The sequence below is a fragment of the Paenibacillus sp. CF384 genome (assembly GCF_900106745.1).
Taxonomy (GTDB): Bacteria; Bacillota; Bacilli; order Paenibacillales; family Paenibacillaceae; genus Paenibacillus_Z.
In genome coordinates this window covers 102,546-118,721 of the sequence record NZ_FNNV01000011.1, presented here as the reverse complement: position 1 = coordinate 118,721, position 16,176 = coordinate 102,546, and the positions used below count along the sequence as shown (strand labels likewise).

Annotated in this window: 14 protein-coding genes; all 14 read right to left on the bottom strand. The window is 54.0% G+C overall.

The features are described from left to right. Nucleotides 1-135: 135 nt before the first annotated feature. Nucleotides 136-1,539 carry a UDP-N-acetylglucosamine 1-carboxyvinyltransferase gene (murA, locus tag BLW29_RS18480; RefSeq protein WP_090982285.1) on the bottom strand — a complete coding sequence of 468 codons (1,404 nt, stop codon included), beginning with the start codon at nucleotides 1,537-1,539 and terminating at the stop codon, nucleotides 136-138. A 223-nt stretch (nucleotides 1,540-1,762) separates the two neighbouring features. Then, on the bottom strand, nucleotides 1,763-2,008 hold the full coding sequence (locus tag BLW29_RS18475; protein ID WP_090982283.1) for a DUF1146 domain-containing protein: 246 nt from the start codon (nucleotides 2,006-2,008) through the stop codon (nucleotides 1,763-1,765). A gap of 15 nt (nucleotides 2,009-2,023) precedes the next feature. Next, complete coding sequence (locus BLW29_RS18470) at nucleotides 2,024-5,068, bottom strand: S8 family peptidase (RefSeq protein WP_090982281.1); 3,045 nt, start codon at nucleotides 5,066-5,068, stop codon at nucleotides 2,024-2,026. Between the two features lie 385 nt (nucleotides 5,069-5,453). Continuing rightward, nucleotides 5,454-7,022 (bottom strand): NADH-quinone oxidoreductase subunit N, encoded by a 1,569-nt coding sequence (locus BLW29_RS18465; protein ID WP_090982280.1) that lies wholly within the window; start codon nucleotides 7,020-7,022, stop codon nucleotides 5,454-5,456. A 3-nt stretch (nucleotides 7,023-7,025) separates the two neighbouring features. Further along, complete coding sequence (locus BLW29_RS18460; RefSeq protein ID WP_090982278.1) at nucleotides 7,026-8,657, bottom strand: complex I subunit 4 family protein; 1,632 nt, start codon at nucleotides 8,655-8,657, stop codon at nucleotides 7,026-7,028. Then, nucleotides 8,657-10,525: an NADH-quinone oxidoreductase subunit L gene (gene nuoL, locus BLW29_RS18455; protein ID WP_090982276.1), complete on the bottom strand. Its 1,869-nt coding sequence runs from the start codon at nucleotides 10,523-10,525 to the stop codon at nucleotides 8,657-8,659. The genes BLW29_RS18460 and nuoL overlap by 1 nt, the downstream gene beginning before the upstream one ends. Nucleotides 10,526-10,529: 4 nt before the next feature. Then, nucleotides 10,530-10,832 carry an NADH-quinone oxidoreductase subunit NuoK gene (gene nuoK, locus BLW29_RS18450; RefSeq protein WP_090982274.1) on the bottom strand — a complete coding sequence of 101 codons (303 nt, stop codon included), beginning with the start codon at nucleotides 10,830-10,832 and terminating at the stop codon, nucleotides 10,530-10,532. After that, the gene (locus tag BLW29_RS18445) at nucleotides 10,833-11,354 is read right to left on the bottom strand and encodes an NADH-quinone oxidoreductase subunit J (RefSeq protein WP_090982272.1); all 522 of its coding nucleotides are present in this window, start codon (nucleotides 11,352-11,354) and stop codon (nucleotides 10,833-10,835) included. 3 nt (nucleotides 11,355-11,357) lie between these two features. After that, nucleotides 11,358-11,813 (bottom strand): NADH-quinone oxidoreductase subunit NuoI, encoded by a 456-nt coding sequence (gene nuoI, locus BLW29_RS18440; protein ID WP_090982270.1) that lies wholly within the window; start codon nucleotides 11,811-11,813, stop codon nucleotides 11,358-11,360. An 82-nt stretch (nucleotides 11,814-11,895) separates the two neighbouring features. Continuing rightward, nucleotides 11,896-12,906, bottom strand: coding sequence for an NADH-quinone oxidoreductase subunit NuoH (nuoH, locus tag BLW29_RS18435; protein ID WP_090982268.1), 1,011 nt, complete (start codon nucleotides 12,904-12,906; stop codon nucleotides 11,896-11,898). Beyond that, nucleotides 12,906-14,006: an NADH-quinone oxidoreductase subunit D gene (locus BLW29_RS18430; RefSeq protein ID WP_090982266.1), complete on the bottom strand. Its 1,101-nt coding sequence runs from the start codon at nucleotides 14,004-14,006 to the stop codon at nucleotides 12,906-12,908. The genes nuoH and BLW29_RS18430 overlap by 1 nt, the downstream gene beginning before the upstream one ends. A gap of 6 nt (nucleotides 14,007-14,012) precedes the next feature. After that, nucleotides 14,013-14,924 carry an NADH-quinone oxidoreductase subunit C gene (locus BLW29_RS32050; RefSeq protein ID WP_090982263.1) on the bottom strand — a complete coding sequence of 304 codons (912 nt, stop codon included), beginning with the start codon at nucleotides 14,922-14,924 and terminating at the stop codon, nucleotides 14,013-14,015. Then, nucleotides 14,921-15,439, bottom strand: coding sequence for a NuoB/complex I 20 kDa subunit family protein (locus BLW29_RS18420; protein ID WP_090982261.1), 519 nt, complete (start codon nucleotides 15,437-15,439; stop codon nucleotides 14,921-14,923). The genes BLW29_RS32050 and BLW29_RS18420 overlap by 4 nt, the downstream gene beginning before the upstream one ends. Further along, nucleotides 15,424-15,810 (bottom strand): NADH-quinone oxidoreductase subunit A, encoded by a 387-nt coding sequence (locus tag BLW29_RS18415; RefSeq protein WP_090982453.1) that lies wholly within the window; start codon nucleotides 15,808-15,810, stop codon nucleotides 15,424-15,426. Before BLW29_RS18415 ends, BLW29_RS18420 begins: the two co-directional genes overlap by 16 nt. Between the last annotated feature and the right edge of the window lie 366 nt (nucleotides 15,811-16,176).

Below are 16,176 nucleotides of genomic sequence, written 5' to 3'. Positions count from 1 at the left end.
GTTTGCTGAGAGTTCAGCTTCCTTCTCGGGGGAGGGGAGCTATCGTGCCAATTCTGCACAAAACAAAAGCTGCCTCTTACGTTCACAAGTGAACACAAGAGGCAGCTTATTACGATTATGTGTTAGGAATGAATCTTATGCCCAGGTAGGTTGAACTTTCAGGCGAGGCGTTTCTTTCTCACGCTTCACTGGCTCTGCAGACATTGCAGCTACAACGACCGGTTCCTCCAGTACGGCAGCAACGCCTTCGAGCACTTTCGAATACACAGGCTCAGCCGGTATCGGATCAACACGGTGGATGTTAGCGCCAAGCGCCGCAAGCTTACCCGTGATGTCGACATAGCCGCGATCGACGTGGTGAAGGCCGGTAATTTCGCTCTCACCATCCGCACATAGCGCTGCACAGATCAGTGCTGCACCTGCGCGAAGATCGGTAGCGGTTACTTTTGCACCAGTAAGTGCTGTGTTGCCGCTTACGATGGCCATGCGGCCGTCGATCTTAATTTGAGCGCTCATCTTCTGGAATTCCTCGACATGCATGAAACGGTTCTCGAAGATCGTCTCCGTCACGATGCTGGTGCCTTCGGCAATCAACAGAATCGCCATCATCTGCGACTGCATATCAGTCGGGAATCCGGGGTATGGTAACGTCTTGACGTCTACTGATTTCAATTTCTGCGGACCTACTACGCGCAGACCGTTGTCTGTCTCCGTAATGGCAACGCCCATCTCTTCAAGCTTCGAGATTACCGGTGCCAAATGCTCGCCGATTGCGCCGTCAATATGAACATCGCCGCCTGTCATGGCAGCTGCGATCATAAAAGTACCCGCTTCCACGCGGTCCGGAATGACAGTATGATGAGCGCCTTTCAGCTCCTCCACACCTTCAATACGGATAATGCCTGTGCCTGCTCCGCGAACCTTCGCACCCATGGCATTTAAGTAATTGGCAAGATCCACGATCTCCGGCTCCTTCGCCGCATTCTCGATGGATGTGGTGCCTTCTGCAAGTACAGCCGCCATCATGATGTTCTCCGTTGCGCCTACGCTGGCTACATCGAGATAGATCTTAGCGCCTTTAAGCTTGCCTTCCTTGCGTGCTTCGATAAAGCCTTGGCCCAGGACGATCTCGACGCCCATCGCCTCGAAGCCCTTCAAATGCTGGTCAATCGCACGTGTGCCGATTGCACATCCACCCGGGAGGGAAATTCTTGCTCGGCCAAGACGCGCCAGAAGCGGTCCCATTACAAGGAAGGATGCACGCATCTTGCGCACCCACTCATAAGGAGCTTCGAACGAAGTCAAATTGGCTGCGGATATCCGCATCGTTTCATTGTCATATGTCAGTTTCCCGCCTAAGGCAGAAAGTACTTGTTGAATCGTAATTACATCGTCTAGATTAGGCACGTCATAAATGACGCTCTCGCCTTCCTTTGCAAGTAACGTGGCAGCGAGAATCGGTAATACGGCATTCTTTGCTCCGCTTACACGAACGTTTCCGGATAGTCGCTGGCCGCCGCGGACGATTATTTTGCTCATCTTTAGGTTTCCCTCCGCGTGCAGTAGATTCTTGTCTTATGCACAATTAATGGTACGGTACTCCGTACCCAACCTACATCTTACCACCCGTCTACAAGAAACGACAAGCGTTATTTTCTGCCTGTCGAACCCGTACCCAAAATGGCATTTTTTATAGTATTCGCAGCCTATTTTTCGTTTCGTACCGTCATATACTACCCATTGTTTACATATTGCCACCTTGTTATTCGACAATTCCCCTCAGCAAGCCCGACCAGTTCCAGTAATCGAGTACGAAGCCGGCAAAACCATGCCCAAGCACGATGGCGAGCATAATTTGCAAAATACGTGCCTGCGAGCTGCGCGGACGCTTCAAGATGGTGTCAAACTTCAGCTCTTGCAACACAATCCAAGCCATTGCAATGCTAAATAGCTCAACAACAATGGAAATAAGTGCATGTACGCCGGCATTAGCGGCTAATTGATCCATTCGATTGGCTCCCTGCTACAAATTCTTCATGTTCATGGCTCGAAGCAGCAGTGCCGCGAACTCCGCTCGCGTTGCCGTCTGCTCTGGCCTAAAGCTGCCGTCCGGGTATCCCCCGAGCAGCTCTTGTTGCTTCATCGTCTGAATGGCCGGTGCGGACCACCGCGTCAGCTTCACATCCACGAAAGTCGCTGCATATGGAAGTGAGCTATTCAGCTGGAGGGCCCGAAGCAAAATGACCGCCATTTCTTCCCGGGTTATTGGCTTACCAGGACCAAAGGCCCCGCCTGGATAACCGCCGACCCATCCGGTTCCTGAAGCTTTTGTAATAGAGCCGTATGCCCAGTGCTTCGAGGTGACATCCGTAAAGCTCGGTCCCGTGCTTGCAGTCGGATTCAATGCTCTTACCAACATAGAGATCGCTTCTGCTCTCGTGATGCTCCGATTCGGGTAAAAGCGATAGTTGCCGCTCCCTTCCACGATGCGGTCCTTGCTCAGCGCTACAATCGTATCCGCTGCCCAGTGACCGGTGATATCGCGAAACCCTGCAACGACCGGTTCAGCATCCATGCGAAAGCCATAGTACTGTCTGTCAAAGCTGCTGCTCGCCGTCACCTTGACGTAATACAGGCCTGCCTGTACGCGCTGCTCTTTGACCATGCGGGTATCATTCTTTGCGGATTGCAAGGTAAATAACAGCTGCTGCCGTTTATCGAACACCTCCGCCTTCATTCGGATTCCACTCGGAATGCCGTTAACCTGCACGGATAACACACTTTCACTTCCAAGGCGCAATTGATACCAATCGGCATCCGCTGCTCCTATGACACCCCAGTAATCAGAACCTTTGGCAACCCCTGTTGCTTCATACGATTTGTTGTTGGGCTCGTTGGGATCGGTATATTTGGAAACAAGCTCTATATTCAGTGTATACGCCGCAGCAGACGGACCGGCCTGTGCCGACATTCCGTTATGAACGCGTATGTAGTAGATACCCGGTGTAACATTGATCAGCTCCGAGGTTTCCGTCTCGCCTTCACTGTTCTCGTCGATTTCCTGCAGCGTTGCCCCTTGCCGCCCGAAGGCAAGTGCGGGATCAATTCGTGCGGAGTCGGTAGAAAGCGAGAGCTTGAGCGTGCCCCCCGTCTCAAAATGAATCGCGTACCAGTCGCGATCACCTGTCTGATGAAAATTCCCCGTCACCTTCTGGGACTGCGGCTTCAGCGTAAAGGCTTGATACTGCTTATCGTTCATTTCGTAGCTATCCGGTGCAATCTCAAAGGAGGAGGTCAGCAAATAAGGGAGCCGCTGCTTCGTCGTTTGGGCGAAGAAGTGGAGCTCAAATTCATTCCTCCCTTTCTTAACGTTCCACTCGACGGTTTGGTTGCCGAGTTTCGTAACTTTTGTGCCCTGAACGACGCCTCCCACAACATGAGTCACTTGAAGGATGGGCGTGGTCTCGCCTCCTGAGAGAAGCCCTTGAAATTGAAGCGATATCACACCATCATAAGGCGCATCAAGTGTATACCAATCTTTATCTTGGCCGCCTGCAAGCTCGGCTGCGATTCTTTTGCCAAGCGGGAACTTCTGCGCAGTCTGCCTGGTGTCGTTCGGCTCATAGCCATCTGCTCGAAGCACGTCCGTTACGGCACGGTCTATCTGGAGAAGGCCGTAGCCGCTAGCATCATCCACCCCCGGTTTGCCAATATCCCTTGCCGTCTGCCTGAGTAAAGCACGTACCTGGTATGGTTTGTAGCTGGGATGTACCGCCCATACGAGCGCTGCCGCTGCTGCTGCCTGAGGCGCAGCCATCGAGGTGCCTTCTTCATGCTTGTACCCGCCGCCCAGTGCCGTCGTATAGACATGCCATGGTGCCGCAATATCATTCTCCGGACCGGCATTGGAGCGCGGCTCCGGTTTCCCATCCGCGTCAACACCGGCCACAGCAAGTACCGTAGCGTAAGCGGCCGGATATTTCACTTCGGCCTTCGAACCCAGCGCCAGCCCGTCGTTCCCACTGGCCGCTACAAGCAGCGCCCCCTTCGACTCCGCATATTGCACGATATCACGAAGATAAGGCGAATAACGATAGAGACCAACAGAGAGGACGAGTATGCGAGCACCATGATCGACCGCATAGACGATCGCCTTGCCCAGCCGCTCTTCATCGCCGAAGCCATCGGCATCCAGCGCTTTGATCGGCATAAGCTTGGCACGCCATAGAATGCCTGCAATGCCTTCTTTATTGTTCCCTTCACCCGCAAGAACCCCGGCTACGGCCGTCCCGTGTCCGTTGTCATCCTCCGGCGGCTTGCCCGGGCTGACCAGATTCGTACCGGCCACCAAGTTGTTCTTGAGATCCGGGTGGTCCAAATCGACGCCGGTGTCAATGAGTGCAATGGTCAGATCCAGCTGATCATGCACCTTCGACCAGGCGGTCTGGGCCCCGATCTGATCCAGATGCTGCAGCTTCGGCAGCTCTGGATCATTGCTCGCCGGCGCGGCCAGCAGCTTGACGCTGCCGATCGGCTGGGCGTACGCGATCTCCGGCATCTGCTGCAGCCGGAGGAGCCACTCGGACGTGTCCGCCCCCGGGTCCTCGGGGCGGACAACGTCCACCGCGCCCGCCGCCGGCATCGCCAGGCGGCGGAGCAGGCGCGTTCCCGGCAGCGGCTTCGCCAGCGCCGGGTCGCGCCACTTGATGAGCCAGCCGCCGGTGGGCGCGGGCTCATCTTGGCCGCCGGCGGCGGCGGGTTCGCCCGCGGCCGCGCCATGCGGCGGGCCGGCGGTTGCCGCCGCAGGCGGCGAGGCCGCGGGAGCGGCCCCTGCTGCGGCGGCGGATGCCGCGCCCGCAGGGGCGCTCCACAGCAGCAGCGCTGCGAGCGCAGCGTGCAGCGCGGTGCGGCGGCGCGGCGCAGGCGCAGCAAACGTCGCCGCTAACGCCGCAGCGGCAACTACCACGGCCGCAGCTACACGATTGCCGACTCGGCGCGCCGCTACGAAATAAGACATATCCTTATAGCCTAGTGTTGGCATAACAGCCACTGTCCCTTTCGGCTTCATACAAGTGTTAGAGCTCCTATTGGAGATGATCATCCTAGTCTGCCTTTAACCCGCAGCCTGTGATCTGAAACGTTTCGCTTCCCGAGTCCCATTCTCCTTTAAGGAATTTGTAGAAACAACAATAAAAAGGTCGATAGTCCCCCTTTTATAGCTGTTTACTCCGATGTTTATGCGCCGATATGCCTGACTTAATCTAAAGATTCGTTGAACTCCGATAATAATGAACTAGGACAAGAGAACCCCCGATATTTCGCATGAGTTCGACCTTGTACGGCTTGCCCATTCAATCGACGCCGCTTCGCTCTATTTAACATAACAAAAGAGCGGACCCGCAGGCCCGCTCCTCGTCCTTTCGACCTTAACCTAACCCTGTCTTGCTGCTTCGCTATCGGACAAACAAATCATTTACGATGGAGAAATGCGTGTTAATCCAGTTCAGCACCGGGCTTGGCACGATACCGAGCGCCACGGTTGCAGCCGCGCACAGCCAGATGACGATGCCGCTTGTGACCGGAACTTGCACCTCATTATCGATTGTAGCGCGCATGAACATTTGCCTGATGATGCCGAAGTAGAAATAATACGAGATGACGCTGCTCACGACCATAATCGCTGCAATCCAGTAGAGATGCGACTGCGCCGCGCCAAGTAAGATAAACAGCTTCCCGAAGAAACCGCCTGTAATCGGCAAGCCCGCTAACGAGAGGACGAAGACGACCATCGCTACTGCTGTCCAAGGAGCCCGATAGTAGAGTCCCGAGAACCCGCCTACTTCATCGGTGCCGGCCGACTTGCTAATAATGGTGAACACGGTAAGCGCACCGATTGTCATCAGCAGGTAAGCTGCGAGATAGAAGATAAATTCCCCGAAATTCGAGGCATGCATGCCTTTGAGCGAAAGCCCCAGCGGCACGAGCAGATAACCTGCATTCGCAACACCGGACAAGGCAATCAGACGTTTGACGTTGAATTGTCTGAGCGCCATCGTCGATCCTACCAGCATCGCGGCAGCAGCCATCACGTTGAGCGCTAGGAAGATATCATCTGCAATCGGCTTCTCCGGCGATGAAGCGTAGAAAGCCACATTGTACACGAGGCGGAAAATAACCGCGAATGCCGCACCTTTGGAGACGACAGCCAGGAAAGCCGTAATCGGCGTAGGCGCTCCTTGGTAGACATCCGCTGCCCAGTAATGAAACGGAGCTGCGGCGATTTTGATGCCAAGACCCGCTAAGATGAAGAAGAATCCGACGTAGAGCAGTGCCGGGAAATCGGCCGCATGCTGTTGTACCCCTTGCGCAATCGCACCAAGATTCGTCGCGCCTGTAATGCCATAGAGATACGACATCCCGAACAGGATCAATGCCGAGGAGATACCGCCTGTCACTACGTACTTAAACGCGGCCTCTGACGATTGCACCGCTTGTTTGCGAATACCGACGAGCACGTAGGTTGTAATGCTCAGCAGCTCCAGCCCAATGTAGAGCGTGATCAGATCCCCGGAGGAAGCCATAATCATCGCACCGACGACTGCCGGGAGCAGCAAGTAATAGAATTCACCTTTATCCACGATGTCTGATCGCTTCACCGTACCCAGGCTCATCAGCACGATAAGTGCGGTTGCCACCAGGAATACGATTTTGAGCATGCTGGAGAAATAATCGATTCTGTAGCTATCCGCCATGATCCGAATGACACTGCTCATCGGCTGCCCGGCTGCTTCCGCATCCGACGCCTTCGATGCCATATCCAGTATCCGCCATACAACGAAACCAAGCGAGGTCAAGATACCGCCAAGCGTCAGCCAGCCAATAACGCTCCTGCTCGAACGGCGCGGCAAAAATAAATCCACTACAGCGAGCACTATTGTAAAAGCGATCAGAATCCATTCCGGGGCGAGATAGCCTGCATCACTCCAGGTGAGCGATTGCAGCTGTTGTTGTGCAGCTTCCATCGTCTACCTCCCCGCCTTCTCTGTAAGTTGCTGAAGCAGCATGTCAAAGCCATGCTTCATCGGCTCCGTCAGAACAGCCGGGTATACCCCGATCAGTACGATGAATGCCAGCAGCGTAATCATCGGCACCGCTTCAATGAGGCGCACATCCCGTGCCGCCGCGAACCGTTCCGGCATCGAGCCGAAGGTAATGCCAAGTATACTCCGAAGCACATAGATGGCGGTCAGAATAACGCCGAGCACCGCAATGCCCGTAATCACTCTCATCGAATCGAACAGCCCTAAGAAGGAGAGGAACTCGCCTACGAATCCGGATAAGCCCGGCAATCCGAGAGAGGCCATACCGGCTGCCAGCAGAATGCCGCTCATGAACGGCATGCTTCGGGCCAAACCACCGAGATCCTTCAGCTCCGTCGAGCCCGTACGTTCGTAGATGCTGCCGACAACCAAGAATAACAGCGCGGAGATTAAACCGTGCGAAATCAATTGAATGAGGGCGCCATTAAGCCCGATTTCATTAAAGGAAGCAATCCCGAGCAGCACGACCCCCATATGACTGATCGAGGAGTAGGCAAGCACGAGTTTAAATTCTTTCTGCACGAGCGCCAGTACCGCGCCATACAGAATATTCACGACACCGAGTATAGCCAGCGCCACCGCCCAATCCTTCGCTTCCCCCGGGAACATGAATACCCCGAAACGGAGTAACCCATATGCTCCCATCTTGAGCAGAACGCCGGAGTGGATCATAACGACGGAAGGCGGCGCTTCGGCATGTACCTGCAGCATCCACGTATGGAACGGGAAGATCGGCAGCTTAATGCCGAATGCAATCAATAGCAGCAGGAAGATGACCCAGCGCATCCGTTCCGAGAGATAGAGCGGATTATCCTGCCCCTGCATCTGTTCCGTTGACATATTCACGTAGGATTCCGGATCTGTCAGGTTCTTGCTAATCACTTCGTAGCTGCCGCTGTAACTCAGGTTCGTCTGCTGCTTCTCCGGCAGCTGCTCCACGCGGAAGCCCGCCGTTGCAACAAGCATCACGAAAGCCAGCAGCATAATCGCGGAGCCGATTCCGTTATAAAGCAGAAACTTATTCGCCGCTTTCTCGCGGTTCATATAGCCCCAGATCCCGATTAAGAAGAACATCGGAATAAGCGTCATCTCGAAGAAGACGAAGAACAAGAAAACATCTCGCGCCAGGAATACGCCGATCATGCCGACTTCAAGGAGCAAGAACCAGATGTAGAACGACTTCCATCGTTTCTTCACATGTACCGAGGCCAGTGCGGCCATAACACCGACAATGGTGGTAAGCAGCAGCAGCGGCAGCGACAGACCATCGATGCCCATGTGATATTGGAAGGTGAACGAATAGGAGCTCACATCGCCAACCGCTTCTTTGTTCAGCGAGGTATCAATCCAGGTTGCCGTCTCTTCATAGCTCTTCCCGCCTTTGGTGCCGTCATAATCGGCATACAGCCATAGTGATAGCAGCAAAGGAAGAATCGTAGCCGAGATTGCAGCCACTTTCAGCCAGCGGCTCCGCTGCTTAGGTAGAAACAGAAGCACCAGAATGCCTAGCAGCGGAGAAAATGTAATAAGAGATAGAATCGGAAGATCAGCCAGCATCACCAGAACCTCCTTCCGACAATAGCCACAATAAGAACGACGAGACCCAGCAGCGTGACCAATCCATAAGTTTGGATTTGTCCGGATTGAAGCCTTATTCCGCCGCGACCGAACAGTACTGCCGTTCCGCCTGCTACGCGAACAAGTCCATCCACCACGTAGTCATCCACCATATTAAGCAACTGGCCCAGCCCGCGCAGCGGACGCACCAGCAGCATGTCATACAGCTCATCCATGTAATATTTGCGCTCGAGCAGCCTTACAAGCCAAGGCGCCCTCGAGGATACCGCATCGCGTGCAATGGTTCCTTTGACGAATACGAGCCAGCCCAGATACAACCCTAGCAGACCGACAGCCGCGGAGATCACCATCACGAGACCGCCTCCGCCATGCTCCTTCTCGGCACCGTCGGTTAACCATGTTCCGAGCGTATCGTTCCATGGCGTTTGTACAAAACCGGCCACAACCGCCAGCACCGCAAGGATGATTAACGGAATCGTCATCGAGGACGGTGACTCATGGGCATGGTCGCCCTTCGGCTTGCCCATAAAGACGAGGAAGAACAGCCTCGACATGTAGAAAGCCGTGAAGAATGCCGCGATCACGCCGACTACGAAGAGCACCGGTTTCTCGTGAAGCGCCTCATTGAGAATCAAATCCTTGGACCAGAAACCCGAGAACGGCGGAATACCGGATAACGCAAGCGCTCCAATGCCGAACGTCCAGGTTGTAATGCGCATTTTGGAGCTTAAGCCGCCCATCTCGTGAATGTTTTGCGTATGTACGGCATGAATGACGCTGCCCGCTCCCAGGAAGAGCAGTGCTTTGAAGAAGGCATGCGTGAAGAGATGAAATATGCCGCCTGTCATCGAACCAAGGCCAAGCGCCATCATCATATAGCCTAACTGGCTGACCGTGGAGTAAGCGAGTATTCGCTTAATATCATTCTGCGCGACACCGATGGTAGCGGCGAATATGGCGGTAAAGCCGCCTACATAAGCGACGATATCCATAGCCGTCTGTGAAGCTTGGAAAATATCAAACGTCCGCGCAACGAGATAGATCCCTGCAGCAACCATTGTTGCAGCATGGATCAGCGCACTGATCGGCGTCGGGCCTTCCATCGCATCCGGAAGCCAGACATGGAGCGGAAACTGACCGGATTTGCCGACAGCGCCGATAAAGATCAGCACCGCAATCCAAGTCGTTACCCCTGCAGCGATGACAGCGGTTCCGCCGTCAAAGGCATTACCGATACTTACAAAATCCAGCGCATGATCCGGCATGTACCAATAGAGCACCAGAATGCCGAGCAGCAAGCCCGCATCGCCAATCCGCGTCACGATGAACGCTTTCTTGGCCGCAGCCTTGGCCTCCGGTTTGCTATACCAGAACCCTACGAGCAGGAACGAACAAACCCCTACCAGCTCCCAGAAAATATAGAGCGTCAGCATATTATCAGCCAGCACGAGCCCGAGCATCGAGAACGTGAAGAGTGCCACATAGCTGTAGAAGACGGAAATCCGTTCATCGGTCTTCATGTAGCCTGCCGAGTACACGTTCACCAAGAAGCTGACGGTAGTGACGACAACAAGCATGATTGCTGTTAAATTCGTGACCTCGAAGCCGGCATTCATCACGAGACTGCCGAGCTCAATCCATTTGAAAGCATATTGATAATAAGCCGATCCATCTGTCATATGCTCGATCAAGACGAGAACGGACAGCACCAGAGCTGCAAAAGAGCCTACTACACCGAGCGTTACGCCAAGCATTCGCTGGCCGCGCCCGAAGGCAAGCAGCAGCAGGAACGCCGCGAACGGGAAGAGCGGAATCAGCCAGGCTGATTGCGAGAAACTTGTATCCATGCCGTTACCTCCTCATTTCGTCATACTCATCCGCATTGACAGTCCCGCGTGCGCGGAACAGCGCAATCAGTACGGCGATTCCGACAGCCGCTTCAGCAGCTGCTACGGCAATGCTGAACAGGGTGAACATCTGTCCTGTCAGCGAGGGGACAACACCATACTTGGAGAATGCGACGAGGTTGAGGTTTACTGCGTTCAGCATGAGCTCAATCGACAATAGGATGATAACGGCATTCCTTTTGACAAGCGCACCGTAAAGGCCGATACAGAACAGAATCGCGGCCATAGTCAGATAGGAAGATAGCATCTATTCGGCCTCCTTCTTCGCCAGCACGATGGCTCCGATAAAGGCAACCGTCAGCAGCACCGATACGAGCTCGAACGGAATGACATAACCGGTAAACAGCAGCTTTCCGATCTCCATCGTGTTGTCTGCCGACGACGGCATCAGCGGTTGCTCCGGTTCTGGAAACTCGGACTGACGGATGGCATAGAACAGAATGCCGAACAGCGCAAGTGCGCCGATGGCCGTCAGCGTTTCACGAAGCGGCTTCGCCTGCTCGGCCTCCCCCTCCTGATGCTTGGTCATCATAATGCCGAAGATCATCAGAATGGACACCGCGCCCGCGTAGATGAGCACCTGCACGAAAGCCAGAAACTCCGCTTCCAGCAGAACGAACATACCGGCTATGCCGATAAATACAGCTGCGAGCGAGACGACCATGTGCACGACTTTGGTGAAGCTGACCATCAATACGGCGCCGCTGATAATCAGGACGGAGAAGACGAAGAAGGCGACGAATTCACCGGAGAAATTAAAGTTGAACATCGTCTATTTCGCGCCTCCCCTGGCAGCTGCGGGAGCACCGATATTGTTATTGTCTTGGCGGACGTTGCGGTTGTTCTCATCCAGCCATTTCAGATCCTTGAACAGCTCATCTCTGCTGTAAGACGCCAATTCGAAATTACCCGTCATGACGATCGCCTCGGTCGGACACACTTCCGTGCATAGGTCACAGAGTATGCAAATTTCGAAGTTGATGTCGTACGTGTCGATGACCTTCCCTTTTTTCTCCGGATCGGGGTTCGCCTTCCCTACAAGCGAGATGCACTCCGTCGGACATATACGTACACACTGATTGCACACGATGCATTTGTCCGGTTCAAAATGCTGGATGCCGCGATAACGGTCCGGCATGATGATCGGCACATCGGGATAGGAAGTGGTAACTTTTTTCTCGGTCATTGATTTGAGCGTAACACCAAGCCCTTTTAAGAGACCTTTCATCCAATTCCCTCCTGAACATGACTGCTATATTTACTAGAGGCACTTCTCTCAGAGCCCTCAGCCTTACCGAGCCAGAAGCTTATCACTTCACGAACAACTCCATATACACCGCCGTCAGAAACACATTCAGGATCGCTACCGGCAATAGCACCTTCCAGCCCAGTCCCATCAACTGATCCACTCGGATACGCGGCATCGACGCACGGATCCAGAACAAGAAGAAGACAATTGCCGAGAACTTAAGAAGGAACCAGATGATCCCCGGAATCCACGTGAGGAACGGTGCCGGTGCATGCCAGCCGCCAAGGAACAATACGGTCGTGAGTGCAGCAATGGCATACACGTACACATATTCTGTCAGCATGAAGAAGGCAAAGCGGAAGCCGCTGTATTCAACGTGATAACCGGCCACAAGCTCCGATTCAGCCTCCGGCAAGTCAAACGGCGTACGGTTGAGCTCCGATACGGCTGCGATCACGAAGATCACGAATCCGATGATTTGCGGAATGAAATTCCACTGCCAGAACCAATCGCCCTGCTGCTCCGCAATGGAGCGGAGGTTGAGCGAGCCCGACATCATGATGACGCCGACTACGGAGATAACAAGCGGGACTTCGTAGCTGATCATTTGTGCTGCGGAGCGCATGCCGCCGAGCAGCGCGTACTTATTGTTGGACGACCAACCGCCCAGTACAATCGCAATGGTCGAGATGCCCGACAGTGCCACGTAATAGAGCAAACCCACGTTAATATCGGCAAAATAAAGCTTTTGCGTATACGGGATAACCGCCAGCACGGCAAAAGCAGGCACATAAGCAAGCGCAGGAGCGAGAATGAACAGCAGCCGATCTGCTTTGCGCGGGATCGTATCTTCTTTAATCAGCAGCTTCGTAATATCGGCTACCGATTGCATCAGCCCCCAGGGGCCAACGCGGTTCGGACCGATCCGGAATTGCATCCAGCCGATAACCTTACGCTCGAAGAAGATCGCATAGGTCACGAAGCCGAGTACAATCACGAGCAGGATGACGCCCCACAGGAAGAACAGCAGCGCGTTGCCCCACGTCAGTGTTTCTTCGAGCCAAGATCCCATTAGCAGTCAACCTCCCCTACGACAATATCGATGCCGCCCAGAATGGTAATGAGGTTGGTCATGGTTTCCCCGACTAACAGCTTGGGCAAGATTTGCAGATTTACGAAGGAAGGGCGACGGAATTTAAGCCGGTATGGCTCCGCTTTGCCTTTGGAGACGATATGACAGCCGATCTCGCCTCGCGGCGATTCGATCGCGACATAGAGCTCGCCGGCCGGCGGCCGTATGACACGAGGAACCTTGCCCATAACATCGCCTGATGACGGGAATTGTTCCACGGCTTGTTTTAAGATACGAAGCGATTGGCGAATCTCTTCCAGACGGATGAGATAACGATCATAGCAATCGCCATTCTTACCGACCGGCACATCGAATTCGAAGCGGTCGTACAAGCTGTACGGCTTTGCTTTGCGCAGATCCCAATCGACGCCCGTGGAACGCAGATTCGCTCCGGAGAGTCCGTAGTCGATCGCGGTTTGCGCATCGTAGCGGCCAATGCCTTTAATCCGAGCCAGGAAGATTTCGTTACCGCTAATGAGTCTGTCATACTCGTCAAGCTTGCCTTCCATATACGGGATAAACTCGCGCACCTTCTCGATCCAGCCGGGAGGCGCATCCCATTTGACTCCGCCAACACGCATGTAGTTGTACGTTAATCGTGCACCGCATAACTCATTAAACAAATTGATAATGATCTCGCGGTCGCGGAATGCGAATAGGAACGGACTCATGGCGCCGATATCTAGCAGGTATGTGCCCCACCACACCAAGTGGCTGGCTACACGCTGCAGCTCCATTACGATCAGTCGCATAAATTCTGCCCGCTCCGGAATTTCAAGCTCCATCATCGTCTCTACCGCATGGCAGAGCACATAGTTGGTTGTCATCGCCGAGACGTAATCCATCCGGTCGGTATAAGGAATGATTTGAGTATAGTTCAAATCCTCCGCAAGCTTCTCAGTCCCACGGTGCAGGTATCCCATGACAGGCGTTGCTTCCGTAATTACTTCGCCGTCCAGCTTGACGACAATACGAAATACGCCGTGCGTGCTGGGATGCTGTGGGCCGACGTTAAGCAGCAGTTCTTCTGTACGAATCACGGCTCATCACACCTCCGGGTCTAGCGGTTCGTAATCTTTGCGCAGCGGGTACCCCACCCAATCGTCCGGCATCATGATGCGGCGCAGGTCGGGATGACCGGGAAAATCAATTCCGAGCAAATCGTACACCTCGCGCTCATTCCAGTTGGCGGTATTCCAAATCGGAACGACAGACGGAATTTGCGGATTGTCGCGATCGGTCTTCACTTTCACCGTCATCTCACGCTTCGATTGCAGCGATACCAGATGATACACGGTTTCCAGATGCGTCTCATAATCGACGCCGGATAAGTTCCGCAAGTAATCGAATTGTTGCGTCTCATGCGACTTTAACAGCTCGGCGCTCTCAAGCAGACGATCCGTCCGAATGACAAGCGTCGGCATATGGCCGTTTATTTCATTTATGTAAGCTTCAACGATGGCATCATCAGCTACGATTGAACGTATGAGGGCAGCAGCTTCATCGAGCTGCGGCTGCTTCGGTGACGGAGGCTTCGGCTCAGCCGGAACCGCCTCGCTCTCGGCAGCTGCTTTGGCTGCTGCCCGTGCTGCGCGCGCTTCCTCGGCGGCTTTGATCTTCGCTGCCTTCTCCGCATCGACATCGCCGGCCGGAGCAGCGCTGCCGCCTTCGCCTTCGGCAGCGGCCTTGGCCGCGGCCCGTGCTGCGCGCGCTTCCGCGGCAGCTTTCAGCTTCGCCTCGCGCTCCGGATCAACAGCTGCTTGCTCCGCAGCAGCTGGCGCAGTCGGTGCGGCAGCGGGTTCGCTCGCTGCCGGTGCCGCCGGCTGCGCCTCCGCAGCGTTCTCGCTCACCGGTTGCTCCGGCTTCGCTTCCGCAGCGGCTTCGCTTCCCGGCTCCTCAGGCTGTGCCTTCGGATCCAGTTCCTTCTCTTTATCATCGCTCATCTTATCATCGCTCATCGATTCGTCACCCGCTTCCCGGTCTTCGCCTCGTAGCGGATCTTCTCTTGAAGTTTATTGATTCCATAGATAAGTGCTGCGGGATTCGGCGGACATCCCGGTATGTACACATCAACAGGGACGATCTGATCGACGCCTTTCATGACCGCATAGGATTTCACATAAGGTCCGCCTGCAGTCGCGCATGAACCCATGGCAATAACCCATTTGGGCTCAGGCATTTGATCATAGAGCCGACGAAGCAGCGGTCCCATCTTCTTCGTGACCGTACCCGCCACGATCATCACGTCCGACTGACGCGGCGATGTGCGGAACATCACGCCGAATCGGTCCAAGTCATAGTGGGATGCACCCGTACCCATCATCTCAATCGCACAGCACGCCAGTCCAAAAGTCAGCGGCCACAGCGAGTTACTTCGGGCCCATGCTTTAAGTTCCTCAAGCGTACCCATAAATACATTGCGTTCCAGTTCTTTGCGTTCCTCGGGCGTAATCGACTCTAAATTGAATTCCATTTGAGCACCTTCTTCTTCCAGGCGTAGAGTAGTCCAATTAACAATAATCCTGTGAAAATGGCCATTTCGACAAGCACAAATAAGCCGAGCTGCTTATACGCAACGGCCCAAGGGTATAGGAAAACGGTTTCGACATCAAAGATAACGAACATGAGCGCAAACAAGTAGTAGCGCACATTAAAGCGGACCTGACCCTCCCCAACGGGCTCGTTCCCGCTCTCGTAAGTGGTCTTCTTCTCTTCATTCGGTTTGTGCGGACGCAGCAAACGTCCGACAGCCAAAGCAACCACCGGGAGCAAGATACCGAGAAGAATGAAGATCGCCACAATCACGTAATTGTTGATGTACTTCTCCACACAATTCGCCTCCATGGTTATGAGTCTATAGGGCGGGATAGGCGCTGACAACTTGGTCAATTTTCCCTCATAATTATAACAAACCAAGCCACTTGCGTCTATGATGTAGTTGGATGCGCTTCCTTTTTACAAAAATGGCCAGAATCTGCAGGTTTTCCCCATTAGAATGTAATTTAATTGGAATTTTATGCAAACCAAACTTGAAATAGAGGGTATTGTGCGGCGAAACATTTACATAGTGAATACCGAGTACAGCACACTGAATACCGTAGTTCGTAGTTCACAGCTCGCTTGCCGCTAGAAGCTGACGAAACGCAGAGGCATTGGAGGTTCCCATTCTGTTGATTGAAAAAGAAAAGTTCTCAGGATGGATAGGGGACG